The 25,233-nt window shown below is 70.5% G+C and carries 21 protein-coding genes and 1 tRNA gene; 11 read left to right on the top strand and 11 right to left on the bottom strand.

Annotated features, from left to right (window positions below; genetic code table 11):
* Positions 1 to 140 precede the first annotated feature (140 nt).
* The 7 genes from rho to AADR41_RS12480 all read right to left on the bottom strand — a co-directional run bounded on the left by rho (position 141) and on the right by AADR41_RS12480 (position 9,181).
* Positions 141 to 2,165 carry a transcription termination factor Rho gene (gene rho, locus AADR41_RS12510; protein ID WP_342281442.1) on the bottom strand — a complete coding sequence of 675 codons (2,025 nt, stop codon included), beginning with the start codon at positions 2,163 to 2,165 and terminating at the stop codon, positions 141 to 143.
* A gap of 385 nt (positions 2,166 to 2,550) precedes the next feature.
* Complete coding sequence (gene thrB / locus AADR41_RS12505; RefSeq protein ID WP_342281441.1) at positions 2,551 to 3,468, bottom strand: homoserine kinase; 918 nt, start codon at positions 3,466 to 3,468, stop codon at positions 2,551 to 2,553.
* Positions 3,469 to 3,773: 305 nt separating this feature from the next.
* Positions 3,774 to 4,844, bottom strand: a complete 1,071-nt coding sequence (gene thrC, locus AADR41_RS12500; RefSeq protein WP_342281440.1) for a threonine synthase — start codon at positions 4,842 to 4,844, stop codon at positions 3,774 to 3,776.
* A 6-nt stretch (positions 4,845 to 4,850) separates the two neighbouring features.
* On the bottom strand, positions 4,851 to 6,200 hold the full coding sequence (locus AADR41_RS12495; protein ID WP_342281439.1) for a homoserine dehydrogenase: 1,350 nt from the start codon (positions 6,198 to 6,200) through the stop codon (positions 4,851 to 4,853).
* Between the two features lie 95 nt (positions 6,201 to 6,295).
* A complete protein-coding gene (lysA, locus tag AADR41_RS12490; protein ID WP_266912152.1) occupies positions 6,296 to 7,687 on the bottom strand; it encodes a diaminopimelate decarboxylase in 1,392 nt (463 codons plus the stop codon).
* Between the two features lie 26 nt (positions 7,688 to 7,713).
* Complete coding sequence (gene nrtL, locus AADR41_RS12485) at positions 7,714 to 8,712, bottom strand: ArgS-related anticodon-binding protein NrtL (RefSeq protein ID WP_342281438.1); 999 nt, start codon at positions 8,710 to 8,712, stop codon at positions 7,714 to 7,716.
* 55 nt (positions 8,713 to 8,767) lie between these two features.
* Positions 8,768 to 9,181, bottom strand: coding sequence for a response regulator (locus tag AADR41_RS12480; RefSeq protein ID WP_342281437.1), 414 nt, complete (start codon positions 9,179 to 9,181; stop codon positions 8,768 to 8,770).
* 238 nt (positions 9,182 to 9,419) lie between these two features.
* Here AADR41_RS12480 and AADR41_RS12475 point away from each other — a divergent pair.
* A tRNA-Arg gene (locus AADR41_RS12475) sits at positions 9,420 to 9,491 on the top strand.
* A 172-nt stretch (positions 9,492 to 9,663) separates the two neighbouring features.
* On the opposite strand, the gene AADR41_RS12470 is transcribed toward AADR41_RS12475, so the two are convergent.
* The 3 genes from AADR41_RS12470 to AADR41_RS12460 form a co-directional block, all read right to left on the bottom strand.
* Entirely contained in the window at positions 9,664 to 10,896 is a 1,233-nt protein-coding gene (locus AADR41_RS12470; RefSeq protein WP_342281436.1) for a hypothetical protein, read from the bottom strand.
* Positions 10,890 to 12,119 (bottom strand): N-6 DNA methylase, encoded by a 1,230-nt coding sequence (locus tag AADR41_RS12465; RefSeq protein ID WP_342281435.1) that lies wholly within the window; start codon positions 12,117 to 12,119, stop codon positions 10,890 to 10,892. The genes AADR41_RS12470 and AADR41_RS12465 overlap by 7 nt, the downstream gene beginning before the upstream one ends.
* A 270-nt stretch (positions 12,120 to 12,389) precedes the next feature.
* Positions 12,390 to 12,575 carry a hypothetical protein gene (locus AADR41_RS12460; protein WP_266426447.1) on the bottom strand — a complete coding sequence of 62 codons (186 nt, stop codon included), beginning with the start codon at positions 12,573 to 12,575 and terminating at the stop codon, positions 12,390 to 12,392.
* Between the two features lie 161 nt (positions 12,576 to 12,736).
* On the opposite strand from AADR41_RS12460, the gene AADR41_RS12455 reads away from it, so the two are divergent.
* The 9 genes from AADR41_RS12455 to AADR41_RS12415 all read left to right on the top strand — a co-directional run bounded on the left by AADR41_RS12455 (position 12,737) and on the right by AADR41_RS12415 (position 21,892).
* On the top strand, positions 12,737 to 13,078 hold the full coding sequence (locus AADR41_RS12455) for a Scr1 family TA system antitoxin-like transcriptional regulator (protein WP_342281434.1): 342 nt from the start codon (positions 12,737 to 12,739) through the stop codon (positions 13,076 to 13,078).
* 253 nt (positions 13,079 to 13,331) lie between these two features.
* Complete coding sequence (locus AADR41_RS12450; protein ID WP_342281433.1) at positions 13,332 to 13,817, top strand: hypothetical protein; 486 nt, start codon at positions 13,332 to 13,334, stop codon at positions 13,815 to 13,817.
* A 15-nt stretch (positions 13,818 to 13,832) separates the two neighbouring features.
* Positions 13,833 to 15,332 (top strand): hypothetical protein, encoded by a 1,500-nt coding sequence (locus AADR41_RS12445; protein ID WP_342281432.1) that lies wholly within the window; start codon positions 13,833 to 13,835, stop codon positions 15,330 to 15,332.
* 10 nt (positions 15,333 to 15,342) lie between these two features.
* Positions 15,343 to 15,975 (top strand): hypothetical protein, encoded by a 633-nt coding sequence (locus AADR41_RS12440; protein WP_342281431.1) that lies wholly within the window; start codon positions 15,343 to 15,345, stop codon positions 15,973 to 15,975.
* A 309-nt stretch (positions 15,976 to 16,284) separates the two neighbouring features.
* Positions 16,285 to 17,325: a helix-turn-helix transcriptional regulator gene (locus tag AADR41_RS12435; protein ID WP_342281430.1), complete on the top strand. Its 1,041-nt coding sequence runs from the start codon at positions 16,285 to 16,287 to the stop codon at positions 17,323 to 17,325.
* Between the two features lie 146 nt (positions 17,326 to 17,471).
* Positions 17,472 to 18,500, top strand: a complete 1,029-nt coding sequence (locus AADR41_RS12430) for an ABC transporter substrate-binding protein (protein WP_342281429.1) — start codon at positions 17,472 to 17,474, stop codon at positions 18,498 to 18,500.
* On the top strand, positions 18,497 to 19,618 hold the full coding sequence (locus AADR41_RS12425; protein ID WP_342281428.1) for a FecCD family ABC transporter permease: 1,122 nt from the start codon (positions 18,497 to 18,499) through the stop codon (positions 19,616 to 19,618). Before AADR41_RS12430 ends, AADR41_RS12425 begins: the two co-directional genes overlap by 4 nt.
* The gene (locus tag AADR41_RS12420) at positions 19,608 to 20,471 is read left to right on the top strand and encodes an ABC transporter ATP-binding protein (protein WP_342281427.1); all 864 of its coding nucleotides are present in this window, start codon (positions 19,608 to 19,610) and stop codon (positions 20,469 to 20,471) included. Before AADR41_RS12425 ends, AADR41_RS12420 begins: the two co-directional genes overlap by 11 nt.
* The gene (locus tag AADR41_RS12415; RefSeq protein ID WP_342281426.1) at positions 20,468 to 21,892 is read left to right on the top strand and encodes an MFS transporter; all 1,425 of its coding nucleotides are present in this window, start codon (positions 20,468 to 20,470) and stop codon (positions 21,890 to 21,892) included. The genes AADR41_RS12420 and AADR41_RS12415 overlap by 4 nt, the downstream gene beginning before the upstream one ends.
* A gap of 250 nt (positions 21,893 to 22,142) precedes the next feature.
* On the opposite strand, the gene AADR41_RS12410 is transcribed toward AADR41_RS12415, so the two are convergent.
* Entirely contained in the window at positions 22,143 to 22,535 is a 393-nt protein-coding gene (locus tag AADR41_RS12410; protein ID WP_342281425.1) for a hypothetical protein, read from the bottom strand.
* 297 nt (positions 22,536 to 22,832) lie between these two features.
* Here AADR41_RS12410 and AADR41_RS12405 point away from each other — a divergent pair, with 297 nt between their 5' ends.
* On the top strand, positions 22,833 to 25,028 hold the full coding sequence (locus AADR41_RS12405) for an ATP-binding protein (protein WP_342281424.1): 2,196 nt from the start codon (positions 22,833 to 22,835) through the stop codon (positions 25,026 to 25,028).
* The last annotated feature ends 205 nt before the right edge of the window (positions 25,029 to 25,233 follow it).

The raw sequence follows: 25,233 nt of genomic DNA, 5'->3' as shown, positions 1-25,233 counted from the left end.
GTCCGGCATGTGGCAAAGGTCTCGGTTCGGCCACGGGCTCCGGGTCGGCTGCGTCACATCCGCACGACCCACGGCGAAGGGCCGCCCCCGTCACCGAAGTGACGGGGGCGGCCCTGTGATCCGGCCGGTCCGGGGCGACGTCAGTCGTTGCCGTTGCCCGGGGCCGGCGTCGTCTTCTGGATCTGGAGCAGGAACTCCGCGTTGGACTGGGTCTTCTTCATCCGGTCCAGGAGGAGCTCGATCGCCTGCTGCTGGTCGAGCGCGTGCAGCACCCGGCGCAGCTTCCAGACGATCGCCAACTCGTCGCTTCCGAGCAGGATTTCCTCCTTGCGGGTGCTGGACGCGTCGACGTCCACCGCCGGGAAGATGCGCTTGTCCGAGAGCTTCCGGTCGAGCTTGAGCTCCATGTTGCCGGTGCCCTTGAACTCCTCGAAGATCACCTCGTCCATGCGCGAGCCGGTCTCGACGAGCGCGGTGGCCAGGATGGTCAGCGAGCCGCCGTCCTCGATGTTGCGCGCGGCACCGAAGAAGCGCTTCGGCGGGTAGAGCGCGGTCGAGTCGACACCACCGGACAGGATGCGGCCGGAGGCGGGGGCCGCGAGGTTGTACGCGCGGCCGAGGCGGGTGATGGAGTCCAGCAGGACGACCACGTCGTGACCCAGCTCGACGAGACGCTTGGCGCGCTCGATGGCCAGCTCGGCGACGGTGGTGTGGTCCTCGGCGGGGCGGTCGAAGGTCGAGGAGATGACCTCGCCCTTCACCGACCGCTGCATGTCGGTGACCTCTTCCGGACGCTCGTCGACCAGGACGACCATCAGGTGGCACTCGGGGCTGTTGACGGTGATCGCGTTGGCGATCGCCTGCAGGATCATGGTCTTGCCGGTCTTCGGCGGGGCCACGATCAGGCCTCGCTGGCCCTTGCCGATGGGCGCGACCAGGTCGATGATCCGCGTCGTCAGGACGTTGGAGTCGGTCTCCAGACGGAGCCGGTCCTGCGGGTAGAGCGGGGTCAGCTTCTGGAACTCCGGGCGGCCACGGCCGGTTTCGGGCGCCATGCCGTTCACCGAGTCGAGGCGGACCAGGGCGTTGAACTTCTCCCGGCGCTCGCCGTCCTTGGGCTGGCGCACCGCACCGGTGACGTGGTCACCCTTGCGCAGGCCGTTCTTGCGGACCTGGGCGAGCGACACGTACACGTCGTTCGGGCCCGGCAGGTAGCCGGAGGTCCGGATGAACGCGTAGTTGTCGAGGATGTCCAGGATGCCCGCGACGGGGATCAGGACGTCGTCGTCGGAGACCGGGACCTCGTTGGCGAAGTCCTCGCGGCCACGGCGGCCACGGCGGTCGCGGTAGCGGCCGCGACGGCCGCGACGGCCGCCCGCCTCGTCGTCGTACCCGTCGTCCTGCGGGCCGCCGCCCTGCTGCTGGCTCTGGCGCTGCTGGCGCTGGCCGCCCTGCTGGCCCTGGCCGCCGCCCTGCTCGTCGCCCTTGCCCCGGCGGTCGCGCTGGCGGTCGCGGCGCTCACCGCGCTCGCCGCGCTCCTGACGGTCACCGCGGTCGCCGCGCTGGCCGCGGTCCTGGCGGTCGCCCCGGCGGCCCTCGGCCGTGTCGGCGGCGGCTTCGGCCTTGGCGTCGGCGCGGTCCTCGCCCTTGGGCTCGGCCTGCGTGTCCGCCTTGGCCTCGGCGGGCTTGCTGTCCGCCTTGGTCTCCGGGCTGCCCGCCTGCGCGGTCGCACGGCGCCGGCGACGCTCGCCCGCGGGCTGGTCGTCGCTGGCCGGCTGGCCGGGGATGTCGATCTGCTGCTGGGCCGCGGCCTTCTCGGCGGGAGCGTCGGCGGCCGCCTCGTCCCCGGTGCGCGCCTTGGAGGTGGCACGGCGCTTCGGCTTGGTCTCGGACGTCGCGGCGGGCGCGGCGGCCTTGGGCGCGGCGGAGCTACCGGCCTGCGCCTCCTTGATGACCTCGATCAGCTGGCCCTTGCGCATCCGCGCAGTGCCCTTGATGCCGAGGCCGGACGCGACCTGCTGCAGCTCGGCCAGGACCATGCCGTCAAGGCCGGTGCCGGAGCGGCGGCGCCGTGCGGTGGTGCCAGTGGCAGCACCTTCGGCGGGCGCGGCGCTGTCGACGCTCTTGTCGGCAGTCACGCCCATCAGATCGGTGGTGTCGCTCACGAAGGGTCCTTCCCTGGAGCGGACGTCGGCCTTCTGGCTCGGCGACCGGTTGTGCTGTCCGACTGCGGTCTTTTTCTTGCGGACCGTGCCGGGGCGGTGGTCCGCCGGGTACGGCGGAGAGATGAAGGTGTGCATGGGCCCGGCGCGAGCATCCCCCTGCTCGGCCCACTCCTGGACGAGCGAGGGGTGTCGTGCCGGTTCCGGAGCGTGCACGAAACTGCTCAGGCAGGCTGCTCAGGCAGTTGGGGAGGCTCCCGGAAGAATTGGTGGTCCCGGAAAGGGACACGAAGCAACGCGCCACATAGACGTCGGTTGCAGACTTGAGGTTAACACTACCGGCTCCAACAAACATTCCCCCTCTCACTCACCGGCAATCACTTCTCGGCTACGGGGCGAGCGGCAGCACACTCGCGCCCGGGGCGTCGAGAGCGAGACGGTTGGCCGCCCATCCCTCGCCCGCCAGCTGTGCGACCTTGTCGGCCGCACCGACCTCGGCCAGTGCGAGCACGGTGGGCCCGGCACCGGAGATGACCGCGGGGACACCGTCCGCACGCAGTCGGTTGACGAGTTCCACGCTCTCGGGCATCGCCGGGGCGCGGTACTCCTGGTGGAGCCGGTCCTCGGTGGCGGTGAGCAGCAGTTCGGGGCGCCTGGTCAGGGCCTCGACGAGCAGTGCGGCACGGCCGGTGTTGAACGCCGCGTCGACGTGCGGGACGGCGCGCGGGAGCAGTCCGCGGGCGGTTTCGGTGAGGACCGGCTTGCCGGGTACGAAAACCACCGGAACGATGGATTCTGCGGGGTCCATCCTGATCGCGCGCGCCGATCCGCCGTCCATCCACGCGAGGGTGAATCCGCCGAGCAGACAGGCCGCGACGTTGTCGGGGTGGCCCTCGATCTCGGTCGCCAGTTCCAGCAGCGCCGCTTCGTCGAGCCGGGCGTCGCCGCCGGTCGTCACGGCGCGGGCGGCGACGATTCCGGCGCAGATGGCGGCGGAGGAGGAGCCGAGGCCGCGTCCGTGCGGGATGCGGTTGGCGCAGACGATCTCCAGGCCCCGGGGCTGTCCGCCGAGCAGGTCGAAGGCCGTGCGCAGGGAGCGTACGAGGAGGTGACGCTCGTCGCGGGGCAGCGTGTCCGCGCCCTCACCGGCGATGTCGATGTGCAGCCCGGAGTCGGCGACGCGGACGACGACGTCGTCGTACAGCCCCAGCGACAGGCCGAAGGCGTCGTAACCCGGGCCCAGGTTGGCGCTGGTCGCGGGGACGCGCACCCGGACGGCGGCGGCTCGGAAAGCGGGACCGGCCATCGGTTGGACGACTCTCCTTGTGAGGCAGCGGGGGTGGTGAAGCGTTTTCCTGGCGGCAGGAGGTCGTGGCGGCGGGGAGTGGTGTTCCGGGGAACCCGACGGCCACAACGGCCCATACACCGCGGCAGATGCGGCGGGGCGGGTTGGCTACAGCTTATCGAAGGAAGGTTCTGTGGCGACATAGGGCGCACAGGAGGCGCACGATGCGTGTCGCACGCCTCCTATGCGCTCTCCGCCCCGAAAAGGGCGGTTGAGCTGGGTTCCTGCCCGGTCCGCCGGGGCCGGCCGACGGACCGGAGCGCCCCCTAGACCAGGCCCAGCTTCTCGGCGGCGGTGGCCGCGTCGACCGGGACGGTGACCGGCTGCGGTGCGCCCGCGACGGCCCAGTCGGGGTCCTTGAGGCCGTTGCCGGTGACCGTGCAGACGATCTTCTGGCCGCGGTCGACCTTGCCCTCCTCGGCGGCCTTCAGCAGGCCGGCGACGGAGGCGGCCGAGGCGGGCTCGACGAAGACGCCCTCCTGGGAGGCCAACAGCCGGTAGGCGGACAGAATCTGTCGGTCCGTCACCTCATCGATGAATCCGCCCGATTCGTCCCGGGCGTCCAGCGCGTACTGCCAGGAGGCCGGGTTGCCGATCCGGATCGCGGTGGCGACGGTCGACGGGTCCTTGACGATCTCGCCGCGCACGATGGGCGCGGAGCCGGATGCCTGGAAGCCCCACATGCGCGGGGTGTGCGTGGACATGCCGTCGCCCGCGTACTCCTTGTACCCCTTCCAGTACGCGGTGATGTTGCCCGCGTTGCCGACCGGGAGGACATGGATGTCCGGGGCGTCGCCGAGCGCGTCCACGATCTCGAACGCGGCGGTCTTCTGGCCCTCGATGCGGACCGGGTTGACCGAATTGACCAGCGCCACCGGGTAGTTGTCCGAGAGCGAGCGGGCCAGCGTCAGACAGTCGTCGAAGTTGCCGTCCACCTGGAGGATCTTGGCGCCGTGCACCAGCGCCTGGCCCATCTTGCCGAGCGCGATCTTGCCCTGGGGCACGAGGACGGCGCAGACCATGCCGGCCCGCACCGCGTAGGCGGCGGCGGAGGCGGAGGTGTTGCCGGTGGAGGCGCAGATGACCGCCTTCGCACCCTCCTCCTTGGCCCGGGTGATGGCCATCGTCATGCCGCGGTCCTTGAAGGACCCGGTGGGATTGGCGCCCTCGACCTTGAGGTGCACCTCGCAGCCCGTGCGCTCGGAGAGGACCTGAGCGGGGACGAGCGGCGTACCTCCCTCACGGAGCGTGACGACCTGCGTCGTGCTCGTGACCGGAAGGCGGTCCCGGTACTCCTCGATGATGCCGCGCCACTGGTGGGTGCCCTTGCTGGTCATGGGTCCTTACTCCCCTTCAACACGCATGATGCTGGCGACACCGCGCACGGTGTCGAGCTTGCGCAGCGCCTCGACGGTCGCCGAGAGCGCGGCGTCGGACGCACGGTGGGTGACGACGACGAGGGACGCCTCGCCGCCCACCCGTCGGCCGCCGCCACCCTGCTCGATGGCGGCTTCGTCGCCGCTGCCCGGATTTCTTCCCTGCTGGCGGACGGTATCGATCGATACGCCCTTTTCGGCGAAGACCGTCGCGACCTGGGCGAGCACGCCAGGCTTGTCGGCCACGTCGAGACTGATGTGGTACCGCGTGACCACGTCGCCCATGGGGCTGACCGGCAGGCGCGTGTACGCGGACTCACCGGGGCCGGTGGCCTCGTTGAGCTTGTTGCGGCAGACCGCGACCAGGTCGCCGAGGACCGCGGAGGCGGTCGGCGAGCCACCGGCGCCGGGGCCGTAGAACATGAGCTGACCGGCCGCCTCGGCCTCCACGAACACCGCGTTGTACGCCTCACGGACGGAGGCCAGCGGGTGGCTCAGCGGGATCATCGCGGGGTGGACCCGGGCGGTGACCGACTGCCCGTCGGCGGCGCGCTCGCAGATGGCGAGGAGCTTGACGGTGCAGCCCATACGGCGGGCGGACGCGATGTCGGCGGCGGTGACCTCGGTGATGCCCTCGCGGTGCACGTCGCCGATCCTCACCCGGGTGTGGAAGGCGATCCCGGCCAGGATGGCGGCCTTGGCGGCGGCGTCGAAGCCCTCCACGTCGGCGGTCGGGTCGGCCTCGGCGTATCCGAGGGCGGTGGCCTCGTCGAGCGCCTCGGAGTACCCGGCTCCGCTCGTGTCCATCCTGTCGAGGATGAAGTTGGTGGTGCCGTTCACGATGCCGAGGACCCGGTTGACCTTGTCACCGGCGAGGGATTCGCGCAGCGGCCGTACGAGCGGGATGGCACCGGCCACGGCGGCCTCGTAGTAGAGGTCGCGGCCGTGCTGCTCGGCGGCGGCGTGCAGCGCGGCGCCGTCCTCGGCCAGCAGCGCCTTGTTCGCGGAGACGACGCTCGCGCCGTGCTCGAAGGCGGTGGTGATGAGCGTGCGGGCGGGCTCGATTCCCCCGATGACCTCGATGACGACGTCGATGTCGCCCCGTTTGACCAGGGCCGTCGCATCGGTGGTGATCAGTGCGGGGTCGATGCCCTCGCGCACCTTGGAGGGCCGGCGCACGGCGACACCGGCGAGCTCGACCGGTGCGCCGATGCGCGCGGCGAGGTCGTCGGCGTGCGTCGTCATGATGCGCGCCACCTCTGAGCCGACCACTCCACAGCCCAGCAGCGCCACCTTCAGCGGACGCGTACGCATCATCCGACCTCGTTTCCTTTACATCTGATGTGTGGACCAGTCTCACTCACCGGACGGGGGATTCTGCCACTCGTCCGGATCCTGAGATATGTATTTCATCAGCCGACATCGAGACGCAGGAGATCTTCCTCCGTCTCGCGCCTGACGATGACACGCGCCCGACCGTCGCGCACGGCGACGACCGGCGGACGCAGGGCGTGGTTGTAGTTGCTCGCCATGGAACGGCAGTACGCGCCGGTGGCGGGCACCGCGATCAGGTCGCCGGGGGCGAGGTCGGACGGCAGGAACGCGTCCTTGACCACGATGTCGCCGCTCTCGCAGTGCTTGCCGACGACCCGGACGAGCATCGGCTCGGCGTCGGAGGTGCGCGAGACGAGCGCGACGGTGTACTCGGCGTCGTACAGCGCGGTGCGGATGTTGTCCGACATGCCGCCGTCGACGCTGACGTACGTACGCAGCCCCTCCAGGGGCTTGATGGTGCCGACCTCGTACAGCGTGAAGGCGGTCGGTCCGACGATGGCGCGCCCCGGCTCGACGGAGATCCGCGGGGTGGCGAGCCCGGCGGCCTCGCACTCGCGGGTCACGATGTCGCCGAGCGCCTTCGCGATCTCGTGCGGCTCGCGCGGGTCGTCCTCGGAGGTGTACGCGATGCCGAGTCCGCCGCCGAGGTCGATCTCGGGCAGCTCCACCCCGTGCTCGTCGCGCACCTCGGCGAGCAGCTGGACCACGCGGCGGGCGGACACCTCGAAGCCGGCCATGTCGAAGATCTGCGAGCCGATGTGCGAGTGGATGCCGATGAGCTCCAGGCCGTCGAGGGTGAGCGCCCGGCGCACCGCCTCGGCCGCCTGTCCCCCGGCCAGCGCGATCCCGAACTTCTGGTCCTCGTGCGCGGTGGCGATGAACTCGTGGGTGTGCGCCTCGACACCGACGGTGACCCGGATCTGCACCCGCTGCCGCTTGCCGAGCCGCTGCGCGATGTGCGCGACACGGGCGATCTCCTGGAAGGAGTCGAGCACGATCCGGCCCACTCCGGCCTCGACGGCCCGCTCGATCTCCGCGACGGTCTTGTTGTTGCCGTGGAAGGCGATGCGCTCGGCCGGCATTCCGGCGTCCAGGGCGGTGGTCAGCTCGCCACCGGAGCAGACGTCGAGGTTGAGCCCCTCCTCCTGGAGCCAGCGCACGACGGCGCGCGACAGGAAGGCCTTTCCGGCGTAGAACACGTCGGCGCCGGGTCCGAAGGCGTCGGCCCAGGCGCGGCAGCGGGCCCGGAAGTCGCTCTCGTCGAGGAAGTAGGCGGGGGTGCCGAACTCCTCGGCCAGCCGCGTCACTTCGATCCCGCCGACGGTGACCGCGCCGTCCTCGGCGCGGGTGACGGTACGGGCCCAGACCTTCGCGTCCAGGGCGTTGAGATCGGCGGGCGGGGCGGTGTAGTGCCCCTCCGTCATGACGTCGGCGTGACGGGGTCCGGCGGGGTGTGCGGATCGGCTCATCGTGTTGCTCTGCTCTCTCGGGTCTCTCAGAGGACTTCGGGTGCGCTGATGCCGAGCAGGGACAGGCCGCCTGCCAGCACCGTCCCGGCGGCTTCGGCAAGAGCGAGCCGGGAGCGGTGGGCGGCCGAGGGTTTCTCGTCACCGGCGGGCAGCGGCGAGGCGCCGTCGTGGAAGTCGAAGAAGGCCTGCGCGAGGGATTCCAGCTGCCGGGCGACCCGGTCGGGCTCCCGGTGCCGGGCGGCGGCGGCGAGCACCCCGGGGTGGTCGGCGAGCAGCGCACCGAGCGCGGGCGCGGCCACGCCCTCCTCGTACGCCGCGGCGAACCCGAGCTGCCGGGCGTTCCGTCCCAGCGCACGGATCCGGGCGTGCGCGTACCGCACCCGGAACAACGGATTGCTCTCCTGCTGCACGAGCAGCTCGCCGCTCCCGGTGCCGCGGGGCCGGTCGTGCGGGGCGGCCCGCAGCAGCGCCCAGCGCGCGGCGTCGTTCCCCAGCCGCTCGAAGAGATCGCGGTCGGCGGCCGGCACCGGCAGCACGTGCAGCGCCTCCCCGCCGGCCGTCCGCTCCCCGGCCTCGGCCCCCTGGGCCCGGAGCAGCCGCTCGACGGTCTCGGTGACGACCCGGGCGCGAAGCTCCTCGACGGGCGCGAACGAGACCGCCGCACCGGCGAGGGCGTCCCCGTGCCCGTACACCGTGCCGTGCTCGGCGATGTCGCGCACCAGGGTGTCGAGGCCGCGCGCCCCGGCCCGCAGCGTGAAGTTCAGGAATCCCGGCCCGGTGACCTCGACGTCCCCGATCCCCGGCGCGCCCACCACTCGTTCCCGCAGGATCTCGGCGACGTCCCTGGCCGGCAGCTCGGCGGGCCCGGCCAGCTGGAGGGCGACGGCACAGGCGTAGTCCCCGCGCCCGCCGGGCCGCGTCCGCTCCACCCGCACGCGCGCGGGCACGGGGGCGCGCAGGGCGTTCTCGTCGACCGCGCGGCGCACGGCGTGCAGCACGGTCCTGGAGAGGTCGGCGGGGGTCACAGGACAAGCGTATGGGAGGAAGGGGGGCACCTCGCGACCCCGTTTCGCCATGCGGTCACCCCGCGGCGCGCTCCGCGGTCCCGGCGCTCCGTCTGCCGTCGAGCGACGGCCGGTCCTTCCGCTCCGTCAACTCCCGCACCAGCCGCACCAGCTCGGTCGGCTCGAAGGGTTTCGCGAGAAACGCGTCGACCCCCGCGGCGACCCCGCTGTCCACCTCGTACGGCGTGCAGGCACTGATGATCGCCACGGGCAGATGTCTGGTCCGGGGATCGGAGCGCAGTCTGGTGGCGGTCTGCAGACCGTCCAGCCTGGGCATGACGACATCGAGCGTGATCACATCGGGACGGACCCGATGCACCAGATCAAGACACTCGACACCATCGGCCGCGGTCACGACCTCGAAGCCCTCAAGCTCCAGGTTGACCCTGATCAACTGCCGGATGACCTTGTTGTCGTCGACAACAAGCACGCGGCCACACGCCCCTGACACACTTCGAGGGTAGGGGCGACTCCGTGGCTGCGTCCGGGTTTTACCCACTTCCGCCCCCGGACGGGTGGCGCGAGGGATGGCCGGATGCATCCGGAGCACACTGCCGGCCCTCCGTCCGGCCCCCCGCCACCGCTCCGGCAAGCCGGGAAATACCTGTTCACGGACACCCCGCGGAAGCTGGTAGTGTTTCACCCGTCGCCGAGCAACACAGCGATACGCCCTCGTAGCTCAGGGGATAGAGCATCGGCCTCCGGAGCCGTGTGCGCAGGTTCGAATCCTGCCGAGGGCACTTCGGAAGAAGTACCAAAAAAAGACCTTCTGGCCAGCGGAAACGTTGATCAGAGGGTCTTTTTCATGGCTCGCGAAGCCGGGGTACTCCGCCGTGGCGGAGTACCCCGGCTTCGCGGACGCGCGTACGCCTCTGCCGCACAGCACTCGGGCCGGGCTTCATCTCAGAGCGATCAGTGAGCGCTTTCGACGTTGGGTGCTCCGTCGAGGAAGCTGTCCAGGAGTCTGTCGTGCAGCCTGTTGAGGATCTCGCTCTCCGCGTACGCGGCTCTGGCACGCAGGTGGAGTTTGCCGGTGAGCCGTGCGAACCGCTCACGCACGGAAGACGGGGGCCATTGGACCGCCGTGGCCGCGAACGCGTTCCGGCTCAGTTCACGCCCGCCCGGCCCTTGGGCGGCGGCGGTCAGTTCCCCGCTCCGGGCTCGGACTTCGTGCAGCAGCCAGTAGCTGTCGGCCAGTGTCTCCGGCTGCAGGGCGAGAATGCCTCGCCCAGGCACAACCGGAACCTCGTTCAGGACGGCGTGCACGCCGTCCTCTCTGGTCGCCAGCAGCAGGGACTGCGGAGCGCACACGGAGTCCGCGTCAGGAGAGGCGAGCCAGGTGTCTGTCCGGGAGATGTACGGCAGGCCCCTGCGCAGGACGTCCGCGGGCGCGATGAAGGGGACAGCGGACCCCTGGGACGATTCGTCCGCATGGGGGGCGTCCTCGCGAGGGCGCGACGCATGACCTGAGCGCAGGTGAGCCAGGGTACCGAAGGACTGTTCGGGCCAGGCTCCCTTGTCCTGTGCCTCGGCAGCGAACAGCGCGTCGCTCAACGACATGGCACATTCCGCGATGCGCGTGTTGACTGCCGCTTTCCTTTCCATGACTTCCGCCGTACGGAGAAATGCCGCCCTGGCCTCCGGGGGCGGCAGCGGCACGGGAAGGCCGCGCAGGACTTTCAGATTCAGAGTGCGTTGCAGGGTGGAGCCGGTCACACGACTCTCGCACCAGTCACGTACGTACGGCGATCCGAGCCACAACCTGAGCCAGGCCGCCTCATCAGGTTCTGTCATCCGCACCACCGCGACAGTGCGGGCAGCATTCCAGCCGTGATACGCGTCGGTGACCACGGCTGCTTCGCCGACCCTGCCTACGAGCACGATGAGCACATCGCCGACCCGCAACTCACTACGGATGTTCGCCTGGTGCGTGCGAGGGCTGATTCTTCTCGGCTCGTCGCTATGGAGATGGCCGTCCTGGATGTCCGCTGCTCGGATCATCCCCACACCGTCGTCCACGTGAGCCCCGGGACGAGTGATGCCGTAGCCGATCATCTGCACCGATGGCATCCGCTCCAGGGTCGCCACTCCCCAGCCCTGTGGAAGCCGGTTCAGCCGCTCCTCCATGAAGTCCGGGATCACCACTGCCTCAACAGATCGTGCAGCTCGGCCTCAAGCCGATGGGACGCCTCGAAGAGGGAGTACAGCTCACGGGTCAAGTCACCCACCTGCTCTCCCTTGTCAGCGTGTGCGGACTCGACTACGGGCACGCCGACGTGGCGGGAAGGCAGGACGTCGTAGTTCTGGGCGGCGGTCTCCGCAGTGGCCACCGATCTGCACCAGCCGGGCACGTCCTCATAGGCCGCCTGGCCCGGTGCTCCGCGCCAGGCGGCAAAGGTATCGGTGATGCGGTTCCTGGCCTCGTCCGGCAGAGTTCGGCGGCCACGCCCGACCTTGGCCGCGGTATCACGCGCGTCGATCAACAGCACTTGACCTGTTCGGTCGGCAGAGCCCCAGCCCGAACTGCTTCTTTTGCTTCTGGTGAAGAGCCACAAGGTCACGGGGTTACGCACGTGCGGGAGCAGACCCGCGGGAAGCTCGACCACGCAACTCAGCACATCGTCCTCGACGAGTCCGGCGCGGATCTGGAGTTCCGCCGGCCTTGAGGTGGAGGCAGCAGCGGTAGGCAGAAGAAGCACTCCGCGCCCGGACTCCGTGGGGGCCATCTTGCTCACTACATGCTGGGCCCATGCGAAGTTCCCGTTTCCCTCCGGCGGGATCCCGTAACGCCAGCCATGGTGGAATCCTCGACCGCCCTGGGACCAGCCGGCCTGGTTGAAGGGAGGGTTGGCGACGATCACGTCGAAGGTCTGGTTCTCGAACCGGTCGTCGGTCAAGCTGGACGCAGGCCCTTGCAGGGATCCGTCGACGCCGTGCACGGTGAGGTTGACCGCGGCGGTCTCCACGGCGGTCCTGTTGGAATCCTGCCCGTACACCGTCGGCTCGCCTGCCTGCCCGCCATGTGCTCGCACGTACTCATGGGCCTTCAGAAGGAGACCGCCGGATCCGCACACGGGGTCGTACACGTGCTCACCCGGCCGAGGCTCCATCAGTCCAGGGAGAAGACCCGCGATGTCTGCCGGGGTGTAGTAGTCGCCCCCCTTCGCCTCCCGCTGCACGCCCTCCAGGCAGCCCTCGAACAGCGACGCCGGCTCCCGCGCCTCGACCACGCAGCGAACCAGGGGCTCCAGCTCCCCGCCACGGACATCCCGAAGGTCCGGCGAGAGATCCCGGAGTCGGCCGTGCCGCGACTCCCACTCCCCCAGGCCGTCCCGGACGGCCGATACGACTTCGTACCCGTCACGCATCCACAGGTCCCTGCCCCGGACGGCACCCCAGGCGTGCCCGGCCCGTGATCGGCCCGCGCACCCCTCGGCATCACGCTCGGCCTCGTGGCGCAGAAGGATCAACAGCATCACGAAGTGAAGGGCGTCCTGTGGCGCCACTGCCCCGCGCACGGCGTCCAGCGCACGCCCCAGCTGCGCCTTCGACGCTCTTTCCACCTTGGGCTCCTGCCATCCTCGTACCGTCCCGCCGGAAGCGTGCACCCCGGTTCGCCCCATCATGCCTGTCGGCGCTCAGTCGGATCCCAAGTAGGCCAACACGATGAAGGCCAGCGTGACCACGGCGACGAACACGGTCCCGCCGGCCACCAGAGCCTGATCCACGCTGCTGGTGCGTGCCAACCGCCAGAACGCGGCCATCAACGCGCAGATCATCCCCATCGCCATGGCGAACGCCGCCATGACTTTCCGCTCGTTCATCTGCTCTCCCGTTGATCCAAACATCACTGAATGATCACAAAGCAGACGAGAAGGCACGCCTCCCAGTCAGCCGCCACGTCACACTACCTCACGCAGCAGTCCGTTTGGGAGCAACAGCAGTCCGCTTGGTTCGCACCCTTCCTGAATAATGCCTCAGCCGTATGTGCCGACGGCCGGAGCAATGCCGGATCCGCGCCGACGAAACCCGCCCGCAGGGATTTCTCCAGAGGCATACCGCTCACTTCGCACGCTGCGGACCGTTCGCTACGCACCCCGGACCCGGACGCTCCGGCCCGGCCGAACAGCCACCGCCGCGACGTCCGCCTCCCCGGGTCTCGGCAGGAAAACCTGCCCCCGACAACCCGTTGCAGCTGTGGGCCGCGGTGTCGGAGGCCGTACTTCTTCAGCGGGTCGGCGGCCCGCACGTCATGAACGCGCAGTTGAAACACCTGTTGGCCAGTTCCGGGCATCTCCATGTGGCCATCCAGGTACTGCCGCACTAGCGTGGCGTCCGTGCGAGTGAACAGCGCACACCGCAGCACGCCGACCCTGTCGTCGCCTTCAGCCACGGGACCTGGCACGCGATTGCCAGTGAGCTGGGCTGACCTCGGGCAGTCACGCGCGGGTGGTCCCAGACGCTCCGGGAGCACTCGTGGCAGCACCTGCTCATACGAAACACCGGTGATGCCCAGGTGATCACGTCGCAACCTCATTGCTAAGGTGCCGCGTTGACATCGGACAGGGCCGGAGGGACTCATGACGTTCGACGACGAGTGGGCCCGGCTCAAGGCGGATGCGCAGGATCGGCATTCCGCGCAGATGAGGCTCAACACGAATGAGCCCCAGGCCGACGGCGCAGGGTCCGGAGGCAATGCCGACCTGGTGGTTCACCAGGACGATCTCGGCAAGGTCGGCAATGAAGCCTTTCGGATCCACGGCGAGCTGCGGAAGCGGGCCGACCTCGCAGGTGCCGGGGCCGACAAGGACGGCGCGGGGACGACTGCCCGGGCCGCAGCGGAGTTGCAGGGCCGGAACTTCAGCGCGGGCGGTGAGTTGTACACCACCCTGGAGGTCTGGAGTTCGCAGGTGAAGACAGTCCTGCAGATGTGCGCGCACATCTCCAACCATCTTGACTTCTCGCAGAAGTTGCACGCCAACGACGAGGCGGAGATCGCCGCATCTCTCTCGCGAAGAGACGGCTCTCCCGTACCGGTGTCGGAGCTACTGAAGTACGTGAAGTGAGCGGGGCGAAGAAACATGGGGGCGTTCTCTTACACAGATCTCATCGAAGTGGATCTGGGCAAGCTCAGTGCGGCGGCCGACGACTGGGCGGCGACGGCGGCCGGGCTGGAGAAGCTGAGGACCGAGGTCTACAGCGGTCTTCTGCAACTGTCCGACGGGGCCGACTGGGCCGGCCTGAACGCCGCTGTCACCAAGGACTTCGTCCGCAAGACGGCCAAGGAGGTCACGGATCTCCACCTGGAGGCTCAGAGCATCGCGGCTGTCCTTCAGGACGCCCATGGTGAACTGACGCACATCCAGAAGCGTGCCAGGGAACTCTCCGCGGAAGCCCGCAAAGGTGATCCGACCCGGCAGGCAGGCCCGGCCCCGGGGCTACTGGTGACGGACGGCCCCAGCGGCACCGTGAAGGTCACAGAGGCCTTCTGCGGCGTGGACGGGACTTCCCAGCGGACCAAGGACCTGATGCAGTGGTACGCCGACACGCTCACGGGGCTTGTGTCCCACGCGGCAGAGATCGATGCGGCCGTCACCCGCGCCTTGAAGAGAAGCCATGGCGGCGACCCGCACAACGCGGGACACGCGACGTACACCTCGCTGGACGAGGACCAGCTGCCCCGTGCCACAAAGCTGGCTTCGCTCGGCGACGAGGCGAACACGGCGCAGCGGGCCGAGCTGCGGCGACTCTGGTCGTCGCTGAGCCCCCAGGCCCGTGCGGAGTTGTGGACCGGGCACAAGGACGGCCTTCTCGCGGCTGGACTGCTCGCTCCGTCCATCAAACAAGCCGCGCCCGACCGAGGTTCCGGGCCCCACGGCGCCGAGGAACCGGGAGCAGAGGAGCGCAGGACCCGGGAGAAGATGAATCTGATCGCCGAGGCGGCCGACTGGACGGGCGACAACGACGCTGCTCGGCACATGGCGCACTACCTGGGGAACAGCGGGACGGACATGGAGCTGCCCATCGACAAGATGATGTCGGACGTACCCGGCTTCCGTATGCACATCGAGGACGGCATCAGGGAACACCAGGACGCGTGGCGCGACCAGGCACTCGCGGAGTTCAAGAGGAACGGCGGACAGCCGGTCTCGATACCGGTGGAAACCGGCAACCGGGATTTCAGCTTCACCAAGGACGTCGACGAGAACTGGTTCTACGCGATCGGTTCCACCAGGTCGAACGTGACCGGGGTGGTCACCGTCGTGCCGGATGCCAACGGTCGGCCCGAGGTCGGTCTCGACTATCAGGCCAACGCATGGGACCGCTACAACTGGGACCAGGACAAAGGGGTGACCATCGGCCTTCCCGGGGGCAGCGACATGAGCATTCCGGACGGTCAGATGGCCCGCCTCCACACCACGGGCATCGCTCAGGAATTCGACATGGCGGGCAGCAGTTCCGTCAAGCACTACGATCTGGGCGCATCCGCCCCGAACCACGATCCTCTGCCGCAGCCGGACGAGCCCGGGCGTCAGGGCGACCGCACGGATCCGAGCCGCGAGCAGCAGGAAGGGCGGTAGAGGGCCACCGATGGAGAGCTCCAGCAAGATCGCTGCCGACGAGCAGCCCGTGCGCCGCCGTCGTGTGCCGGTCGCGGTAGTCGTCGTCCTGACGCTCCTCGCCTGCGTCGCCACCACGATCGGCCTGGTCTCCTGCGTCGCCGACGACGTGTCGTCGGACCTGGCGGACCAGGAGATGACCTGCTGCTGGGAGGACGGAGCCACGCCTGCCTGGATGAGCGGCCAGATGGGCATCCGCATTCCGGCGGCGGCATCGGACCGTCGGGCGGGTTACAAAGTCGGGGAGCGCTACGACACCGGACTGCTGTCCTTCGTCCTCCCCGGCGACGAAGCGGAGACGTACACCGGCAGGCTCATCCGGAACGACACCAAGATGATCGGGAACTTCCATCCCGAGAAGGAGGACTACCGGCCTGCGGCCGGCTTCGGTCACCTCGGGCTGCCCGAGCCGGAGACGTTCGTCGAAGGGCTGCGGAAGATCAGCCTGTGCCCCGATGAACTCACGACCCCGGAAGGCAAGTATCTCCAGCGCTGCGTCGACCTCTTCACCCATGAGTTCGAGCCCGGCACCACGCGAATTTACGTCCGGTCGACCATCGAACCGTCCGTGACGCCCCCTCCCGCGAGCAAAAAGGCTCCATAGCCTGCGGGGCATGGTGGTTGCAGGGGGTGCCTCCTCCTGCACCTCGTCACCTCTCCTCTCCCGGCGGCACGTGGAACGCGGTTCCGGGCCCCGGGGGACTGTGGTGGTGCCGCCCCGTCCAGCCGTGGACGCACAGGATCCAGGAAGGCCTTCCCTCCGCCGCGAGCGGCTTCGTCCGCCTCGCCCCCTGCCCCAGCCCCGGCCCCGGCCCCGGCCCCAGCCCCAGCCCCAGCCCCAGCCCCAGCAAGAGAACTTAGGTTACCCTAAGTAGAAATGCGAGGGATTGCTTCTCATTTCTCTGGAGGCGGTGTGACCAGGCGCTTCTCTCTCACGTCCGCACGTGGGTACGCGGATCTCGGACGGCAGTACCGGGACTTCTACTCCGCGATCGGGACCTGCCGCGGCGATGGCGTGGAGGGGGTGCGGGTGTACGACCTGCGGCCGGGGACCGGGGTCGGGAGTGTCACCGTCCATGAGCTGCTCCACGGGGTCACGCTCACCTTGTACGACCTGACGTTCCACGGCGAGTTGATTCTCGACTTCGATCTCGCGGGCGACTACTTCGAGCTGGAGTACTGCGTCGACGGGCTGATGCATCTGGAGGAGCGGGCGACCGGGGCCACGATCTTCGGGGCGAACGAGCTGTCGATATCGCACTCGCGGGCCTCGGCGGGGCGGCTCGTCCGGCCCGCCGGGCAGCGCTACCGGGGTGTGTCGATCGCGGCCCGACGGGAGGCGGTCGCCGTCTTCTTCGGGAGTCTGGGGGCGGCGGCCTGGGAGGAGAGCGTCGAGGAGATGCCCGCCGCGTCGCGCGACGCGCACTATCTCGGCCGGCAGGCTCCGCCCGAACTCGCGGCCGCGTTCGCCGACTTGTTCACGTGTGCGCTGCCGGCCCGGTTCCGCGCGCTGTATCTGGAGTCCAAGGTCATGGAGATCCTCGCCCGGATCGTCGCGGGCACCGAGCCCCCGCGCGGCCCGGCCGGGCCGCCCATGGCGGAGTACGAGATCGAGCGGATCCGGAAGGTGCCGGAGCTGCTGATGGAGAACCTGCACGAGCAGCACACCGGGGAGTCGCTGGCGCGGGCCCTGGGGATGACTCCCAAGCGGCTGAACGAGGGGTTCAAGCAGCTCTACGGCGACACCGTCTTCAACCACCATCGCAACGCCTGCCTGCGCCGGGCCTCACTGCTGCTCGTGGAGACCGATCTCAGCGTCGCCGCCGTCGCGCTCAGGAGCGGCTACTCCAGTCCCAGCAACTTCTGCCACGCGTTCAAGAAGCATTACGGGCGGACACCCCGGCAGTACCGGGCGGGGCGGGCAGTGGCCGGTGTCCGGGAGGCCGTTTCCTGATTCCGCGGGGTCGCGGAGTGTGGAGCGGGCGTCCCCTTCCGGGGCGCCCGCTCACATTTCCGGGTCCTGCTCTCCGTACACGTCCCGCCGTGTTCCTTCCGAGGATGGCCGGGTGGCCGACGCCACGCCCTCCCCGAAAGGACATCGTGAACGCCTCCCCGCTCCGGATCCCGATACGCGTCCGCGCGGCTCTCGCCGCCGGTTCGGCCCTCCTGCTCGCCGGCTGTGCGAACACCGCGCAACCCGCCGCCGTGCGCGGTGGCGACGAGACCTCCGGCCGGGGCCGCTACCCGGTCACCGTGGACGTCATGGACGACGCCGGCAGGAAGCTGAAGCAGACCGTCGGGGCCGAGCCGAAGCGTGTCGTCGTGATCGGGCAGGCCCTGGCCGAGCTGATGATCGAGTTCGGGCTCGGCGACCGGATCGTGGGGGTCGGCTACCTCGACAACTCGTACTCGAAGTACGCGGACCGGATCGCGAAGCTGCCGAAGATCTCCGACCGGCTCCCCTCCAGGGAAGCGGTCCTGGCCCTGCGACCCGACCTCGTCCTCACCATGTCGTTCGCGCTGAAGCCGGACAAGATCGGTGAGATCCCGTTCTGGAACGAGCGGGGAGTGGACGTGCTTCCGGCCGTGAACTACACCGCGGGCCGCGATCTGGACAGCTACTACGAGGACGTCCGGCACCTGGGCGACGTCTTCGGCAGGACGGAGCGGACCGAGGCCTACACACGGGAACAGAAGAGCCGGATCGCCGCGATCGGGCGGACGGCGAAGAAGGCCACCGACTCCCCCGAGGTTCTCCTGGTCGCCAGCGGCGGGCGCGACACGTACGACTACTACGCGCCCTCCCTGGGCCTGGTGGACGAGATGGTGAACGGCGCCGGCGGTACGTACATGGAGCTGACCGACGACAGCTACGCGCAGCTCTCGCTCGAATCGATCGTCGCGGCCGACCCGGACAAGATCATCGTGACCGAGTTCCAGAAGTCGGACGGCGAGAAGTCGCGTGACCGTCTGCTGCGCGACCCGCGTCTGAAGAACGTCACCGCGATCAGGCACGGCGCCGTGATGATCGCCGACTACACGACCTCGATCCGGGGCTCGCTCACGCTCGCGGACCTGTGCGAGGACGTCGCGGAGTTCGTCCACCCCGACCTCTTCCCGGCCTCATGAGCGGCCGGGACGTGCTCGCGTCGGAACGGGAGGAGCGGCGGGCGACGCGGGCGGGCCGTGGCGGGAGGGCACGGCGGGTGGCGCCGTCCGTCCTGGTGGCCGTCCTTCTGCTGCTGCTGGCCGGCTCGGCCGTCGTGTCGGCCTCGATCGGTCAGGTCGACGTCCCGGTGCGCGCGTCCTCGCGCATCCTGCTCCATGAGCTGACCGGGATCGGCGGCCCCGGTGACCCCGTGTTCGTGGACGTGATCTGGAGCATCCGCCTCCCGCGGGTCCTGCTGGCCGCGGTGGTCGGTGCCGGACTCGCGCTGTGCGGCACCGTGATGCAGTCGACCCTGCAGAACCCGCTCGCCGACCCCTTCGTCCTCGGCATCTCCTCCGGGGCGTCCCTCGGCGCCGCGTTCGCGATCCTGACCGGCTTCGGGGCGGCCGGGGCCGCGGGGGCCGTCGCCGGACTCGGCGTGCCGTTCTGGGCGTTCATCGGGGCACTGGCCGCCGCCGCCCTGGTACTGGGGGTGGGCAGCGCGGGCTCGCGCACGTCGCCGGTCAAGCTGATCCTCGCCGGTACCGCGGTCAACGCCCTGTGCGGTGCGGCCTCCAGTGCGCTGGTGTACTTCGCCGACAGCGCCGAGGGGGTCCGCTCGGTCACGTTCTGGAGCATGGGCAGCCTCGCCTCCGCGGAATGGGCCACGCTGCCCGCCGTGAGCATCGTGGTGCTGATCGCCACGGTCTTCTTCCTCTTCCGGAGCAGGGTCCTGAACGCGCTGCTCATGGGCGACGAGGCCGCGGTCACCCTGGGCATCGATCCCGGGCTGCACCGGCGGATCCACCTGGTACTGGCCGCCGTGGTCACCGGAATGCTGGTCGCCACCTGCGGAATCATCGGCTTCGTCGGCCTGATCGTCCCGCATGTGGTGCGCAGTGTGATCGGGCCGGACCATCGCGGGCTGATCCCCGTCGCGGTGCTGTCCGGAGCGCTCTTCCTGATCTGGGCGGATGTGGCCGCACGCGTCGCGGTCCCGAACGCCGAGTTGCCGATCGGCATCGTGACGTCCGTTCTCGGCGCCCCTCTCTTCCTGCACATGCTGATCCGTAAGGAGTACGGGTTCGGTGACAAGTAACCGAGTGGCGAAGCCACATGACGGTGCGCCGGGCGATCGCGGGCTGAGCGCGGAGCACCTCTCGGTCACGCTCGGCGGCGCACGGGTCGTGCGCGATGTGAGCCTGAAGGTGGCCGACGGCCGGTTCGTCGGTGTGGTCGGACCGAACGGGTGCGGCAAGTCCACGTTCCTCAAGAGCATCTACAAGGTCGTCACCCCCGACTCCGGGACCGCGGTGCTCGGCGGGCTGGACCTGCTCGCGAGCCGTCCCGGTGCGGTCTTCACCCGGCTCGCGGTGGTCGCCCAGTTCAACGACCTGAGCTTCGACTTCACGGTGGCGGAGATGGTCGCGATGGGGCGCACTCCGCACAAGCGGCTGCTGGAGACGACCGGCGAACGGGACCGGGAGATCGTCCGGCGGGCACTGCGCCGGGTGCACATGGACGAGTACGCGGGGCGGAGCTTCCGGACCCTGTCCGGCGGCGAGCGGCAGCGGGTGGTGCTCGCGCGGGCACTGGCCCAGGAACCGGCCTTCCTCATCCTCGACGAACCCACCAACCACCTGGACATCAAGCACCAGTTGGAGATCTTCTCGATCGTCAAGGAGCTTGGCGTCGGAGTGCTCGCCGCGCTGCACGACCTGCCGATGGCGGCGAGCTACTGCGACGAGTTGTACGTCCTCAAGGAAGGTGCCGTGGTGACCCACGGGCCGCCGGACGAGGTGCTCACGCGCGATCTCGTCCACGAGGTGTACGAGGTCGAGTGCGAGACCTACCGCAACCCGGTGACGGGCCGCCTCGCCATCGCCTACCTCGATGAACACAACCGCCGCCTGGACGCGTACGACCGGCCCGCCCGGAGGAATGAACCGTGAAGTTGCGCCATTTCGCTCCCCTGATCGTCGCCTGCACGGCGACCTTTCTGCTGCTCGCCTACGCCACGGTGGTCACCGTCGCCATTCCGGCGATCGCCGCCGATCTGCACACCGACTTCGCGGCGTTGCAGTGGGTCGTGGACCTCTACACGCTCGCGCTCGCCGCGCTCCTGGTCGTCTGCGGGGCAGTGGGCGACGCGTTCGGCCGGCGCCGGGTCTTCCTGGTCGGGTTCGCTCTCTTCACGGTGTCCTCGCTGGCCTGCGGGCTGGCGCCCGGAGTGCGGGAACTCATCGTGTTCCGGGGGGCGCAGGGGGTCGGCGGGGCCGCCATGTTCGCGACCACGCTGCCGCTGATCAGGGCGTCGTACCAGGGGCGGGAACAGCACCGGGCCTTCGCCGTCTGGGGCGCCGTGGCCGGGCTGGCCGCCGCCGTCGGCAATGTCTGCGGCGGACTGCTCGCCGAGGCCCTGGGCTGGCGGTGGATCTTTCTGCTCGCGGTACCGGTGGGAGCGGCCGGGCTGGTGCTCGCCGTCGTGTTCCTGCCCCGTGATCCGGAGCGCGGGGCGGGGCGGATGGACGTGCCGGGGGCGGTCCTGCTGAGCGCGGGCATCGCCGCCCTGGTCGTCGGGGCGCTCCTGTTCGGCGAGCACGGCGCGGGGGCGGGTCCGGGGCTCGCGGTCGTCGTGGCGGCCGTGACCGTGCTCGCCTTCGTCGTGCACGAGCGCCGTACGCCGGATCCCGTCATCGATCCGGCGCTGTTCCGCCACCCCAGGTTCCTGGCCGTGGTCTCGGTGGCGTTCGGCTACTACTTCGCCGCATTCGGACCGCTGACGGTGATGTCGTCGTGGTTCCAGGACGGTGCGGGCCTGGACGCGGTCGACACCTCGCTGCTGCTGGCCCTCCAGCCCGCGGTCTTCTTCGCCGTCTCCGCCCTGTGCGGGGCGGTGCTCCAGCGCGTGGCGCTGTGGATCCCGCTGGGCGTCGGCACCGCGCTCTGCGCCGCAGGGTGTGCGGGTTTCGCGTTGCTGGGTGTCTCGTACGGGCCGGTGGCGCTCGTGCCGTCGCTGCTGCTGACCGGGATCGGTGCGGGCATGGTGTCGCCGGTGCTGCCGTCCGCGGCCATGCGGGACGCCGACCCGTCCCGCGCGGGCACGGCGGCGGCCGTGGCCAACACCGCCCGCCAGGTGGGTCTCGCACTGGGCACCGCGGTGTGCGGCGGGCTGTTCATCGGTCTCGCCGCTCCGGGGCGGCGGGAGTACACGGCAGCGGTCGGCGAGGTCGGTGCCGTCGCGGCACTGGTCGCGCTCGCCGCCGCGGTGTCGGCGGTGGTGCTGCTGCGGCGGGCGGAGGCGGGGCGCGCGGGGGCGCGCGGGGGCCGTCCCGGGGTGGGAGCCGGTGAAGCGCAGGTCGGTGAACCGTAGGCCGGCAGGCCGGCAGGCCTCAGGCCGGCGAGTCGCAAGCCGGTAAGTCACGGGCCGGAGCGACAAGCCGGTGAGCCGTGGGCCGGTGAAGCCCACGCCGGTAAGTCACAGGCCGGCGAGTCGTAAGCCGGCAAGTCACAGGCCGGAGCCACAAGTTGGTGAGCCACAGGCCGGTGAGCCGCAGACCGATGAGCCGATGAAGCGCAGGCCGGTGTTCCGAGGACCGGTGCCGCCGGGCGATCCGCGCGGCCTACGCGCCCGCTTCCTCCGGTCCCGTGTCGTCCGGGCCGGAGGAGCCGATCTGTTCGGCCCGCAGCGCCAGGTCCTGGAGCACATCGGCGGAGGTCACGTCCGTCTGCCCGGAGTCGTGCACCTGGGCCAGCATCGCGAAGGCCAGGGTGAACGCGCCGACCAGCTGCTCCACCGCACCGCCGACCTCCCGGCCGACGAGCGTCGCGATCTCCTCGATCGAGGCGTCCTCGGGGACGGTGATCCGGGGCATCGTCTCGTTGAGGAGCACGGTCACCACGCTGGGATCGGTCTCCAGGTCGTCGCGGTCGACGTTCTCTTCGAGCAGCCGACGGATCTCGCCCGCCTCCGTGAGGATGCCCACCACCCGCTTCACCACTTCGCTCTGCTCCATCCGGCGAGCATAGGCGCGCGGCGGTGCGGACGGTGATCAATCGGCGCTTCCCGTCGGCGGTCCGGGCCGGACCGGGGCCGTTCGCCGCGAGTCCGGGGGCTTCGCGGGCTGCCCGGCGGCGTCGCGGACCGCCCGGAACTGTCCGGAATATGCCTCCGGCACATCCATGAGGCGGCACCCTGGGCAATATCAGGACATGCGGGAGGGTCCGGTCCCCGGCGAGCCGGATTTTTCGCTCGCCTGTGCGGAAAGGATGTTCTTCAGGAGATGGCCGGGTGACCGTCCGGAGGGGGACCGGTGCTGGGGCACGAGCACAGTGACAACGACTTGAGCGGTACGGTGCACGGCCCCGCGATCCAGTCGGGCAAGGTGTACGGCGGCATTCACTTCCACGGGGAGGCCGCGCCGGAGGCCCGCGGGCCGAGGCCGCCCTGGCAGCTCCCGCCCTCGATCCGGATCACCGGCCGTGCGGCGGAGGTGAGCACGCTGGAGGGGCACCGCGCCCGTGCCACCCGGGAGGGGCATCCGACGCTGGCCGCGGTCAGCGGGCTGGGGGGCGTCGGCAAGACCGCGGTAGCGCTGGCCTGGCTGCACACCATCCGCCCGCACTTTCCCGGCGGTCAGCTGTACGCGGATCTGGGGGCCCAGTCGCCCGGCGGCCCGGTCGACCCGGGCGAAGTGGTCGGGCGGTTCCTGCGGGCCCTGGGTGTGCCGACCCCGCAGGTGCCCCCGGCCCTGGCCGAACGGGTCGCGCTGTACCGGTCGTTGACCGCGGACCGGCGGCTCGTGGTCATGCTGGACGACGCGGCGACCGCGGCGCAGGTCCGGCCGCTGTTGCCGGCGGGACAGTGCGTGACCGCGGTGACCAGCCGGCGGCGGCTGCCGGGGCTGAGCGTCGACGGGGGCCATGTCATCCATCTGGAGCCGCTCGGCCGGGAAGCGGCGGTGGAACTGCTGGATTCGACCCTGGCGGACAGCCGGGTGTCCGAGCAGCCCGAGGAGGCGCGGGCCCTGGTCGATCTGTGTGCGGGACTGCCGCTCGCCGTGCGCATCGCCGGGGCCCGGCTGGCGGCGCGCCCCCGGCACGGCATCACCACGATGGTCCGGGCACTGACCGAGGAGCACGACCGGCTGGAGGCGTTGGCGATCGACGGCGACCACGATGTGCGGGCGGCGCTGGACCTCTCCTACCAGGGACTGCCGGCCGGCGCCGCCCACCTCTACCGGCTGCTGGGGCTGCACCCCGGGCGGGAGTTCGGCGGGCCGGTGGCCGACGCGGTCCTGGGCTCGGACGCCGCCGACGCGCTCGATGTGCTGTACGACGCGAGTCTGCTCATCGACGCCGGTCAGGCGGCCGGGACCGAGCGCTACCGCTTCCACGACCTGGTACGGCTGCACGCGGTGGCCCAGGCGGACCGGGACGAGTCCCCCGGGGCGCGGGCCTCGGCGCTGCGCCGCATCGGCTACCACTACCTGGCCAACGCCACCCGTGCGGAGGAGGTCATCGACCCCCAGCACCGCACCATGGCCCGGGACTACGGCCCCGGCCCGGTCGTGGTCGCGGAGTTCGGTGACGGCGGCACGGGTGCGGCGGACGCCGCGCTGGACTGGCTCGAACACGAGCTGCCCAATCTCATGGCGGTGCTCCGGATCGCCCGTCCGGCCGGAATCCCGGCGCTGGGCTGGCAGTTGGCCGACGCCATGTGGCCGCTGTTCCTGCGGCGGAAGTTCTACGCGGAGTGGCGCGAGGCGCACCGGGAAGGGCTGCTCGCGGCGGAGGAGTGCGACGACGCGGCGGCGGTGTGCCGGATGCTCACCTCGGGCGGCCTGGGCGAACTCGACATGGGCTGCCCGGAACAGGCGCTGGTGATGTTCGAGCGGGCCGCCGATTCCTTCCTGCGCACCGGCGACGCGCTCGGGCACGCCCGGACGCTCAACTACCGGGGCCTGGCCCACCAGCGGCTCGGGAAGCCCGACCGGGCCGCCGAGTTCTTCGGCCGGGCGGCCGCCGAGCTGCCGGCCTGCGGCGACCGGCGGGCCGGTGCGCTGGCGCGGTTCAACCTGGCGGACGTCGCGCTGTCGCGGGGGCTGTACGACGACGCGGCCCGCGATGCCGGGGCCGCCCGCGAGGTGCTGCGGGAGGCCGGTGACACGTACAACACCGCCCGCGCCGACGCGCTGGCCGGGCGGGCGTACCTCGGCCTGGGGCTGCTCGACCGGGCCGAGACCGGTCTGCGGGCGGCGCTGGACGCGCTTCGGCCCATGTCCGCCGACCACGAGACGGCCCGCGCGCTGGGAGGCCTGGCCCTGGTCTCCGAACGGCGCGGGCAGCCCGAACTCGCCCGGCAGTGCTACCGGGAGGCGCTGATCCTGTACTCCGGCGTCGGCGGGCCGGGCTCGGCCGACGCGCGGGAGGTGCGGGACAGGCTGGACGCACTGGGACCGGAGGCCCGGGAGAACGGCACCGCGGACGACGGCGGCGCCGCCGGCTGAGTGCGCGTGTTCCCGACGATCCGTACCGCCGTCGTGCCGAACTCCGCCACGGGCAGCCCGGCCACCAGCCAGGCGTGGGCGACCGAGGCCCAGATCGCCCACGGCGCGTCCGTCCGGCGCGCGTCCAGCGTCACCGGGCGGCCCGCACCGCCGAGGAGCAGCCAGCACCGGGGGCCGCGGTGCACGGCCACCACCAGGGCTCCGG

The sequence above is a fragment of the Streptomyces sp. CLV115 genome (genome assembly GCF_038448545.1).
Lineage (GTDB): Bacteria > Actinomycetota > Actinomycetes > Streptomycetales > Streptomycetaceae > Streptomyces > Streptomyces sanglieri.
This window is presented reverse-complemented; position numbering and strand designations above follow the sequence as displayed.

Excerpts from the sequence above, each read along its gene's own strand:
- thrB (WP_342281441.1), bottom strand. The coding sequence starts at position 3,468 with ATGGCCGGTCCCGCTTTCCGAGCCGCCGCCGTCCGGGTGCGCGTCCCC.
- thrC (WP_342281440.1), bottom strand. The coding sequence starts at position 4,844 with ATGACCAGCAAGGGCACCCACCAGTGGCGCGGCATCATCGAGGAGTAC.
- AADR41_RS12495 (WP_342281439.1), bottom strand. The coding sequence starts at position 6,200 with ATGATGCGTACGCGTCCGCTGAAGGTGGCGCTGCTGGGCTGTGGAGTG.
- lysA (WP_266912152.1), bottom strand. The coding sequence starts at position 7,687 with ATGAGCCGATCCGCACACCCCGCCGGACCCCGTCACGCCGACGTCATG.
- AADR41_RS12465 (WP_342281435.1), bottom strand. The coding sequence starts at position 12,119 with ATGCGTGACGGGTACGAAGTCGTATCGGCCGTCCGGGACGGCCTGGGG.
- AADR41_RS12460 (WP_266426447.1), bottom strand. The coding sequence starts at position 12,575 with ATGAACGAGCGGAAAGTCATGGCGGCGTTCGCCATGGCGATGGGGATG.
- AADR41_RS12455 (WP_342281434.1), top strand. The coding sequence starts at position 12,737 with ATGTGCCGACGGCCGGAGCAATGCCGGATCCGCGCCGACGAAACCCGC.
- AADR41_RS12450 (WP_342281433.1), top strand. The coding sequence starts at position 13,332 with ATGACGTTCGACGACGAGTGGGCCCGGCTCAAGGCGGATGCGCAGGAT.
- AADR41_RS12445 (WP_342281432.1), top strand. The coding sequence starts at position 13,833 with ATGGGGGCGTTCTCTTACACAGATCTCATCGAAGTGGATCTGGGCAAG.
- AADR41_RS12440 (WP_342281431.1), top strand. The coding sequence starts at position 15,343 with ATGGAGAGCTCCAGCAAGATCGCTGCCGACGAGCAGCCCGTGCGCCGC.
- AADR41_RS12425 (WP_342281428.1), top strand. The coding sequence starts at position 18,497 with ATGAGCGGCCGGGACGTGCTCGCGTCGGAACGGGAGGAGCGGCGGGCG.
- AADR41_RS12410 (WP_342281425.1), bottom strand. The coding sequence starts at position 22,535 with ATGGAGCAGAGCGAAGTGGTGAAGCGGGTGGTGGGCATCCTCACGGAG.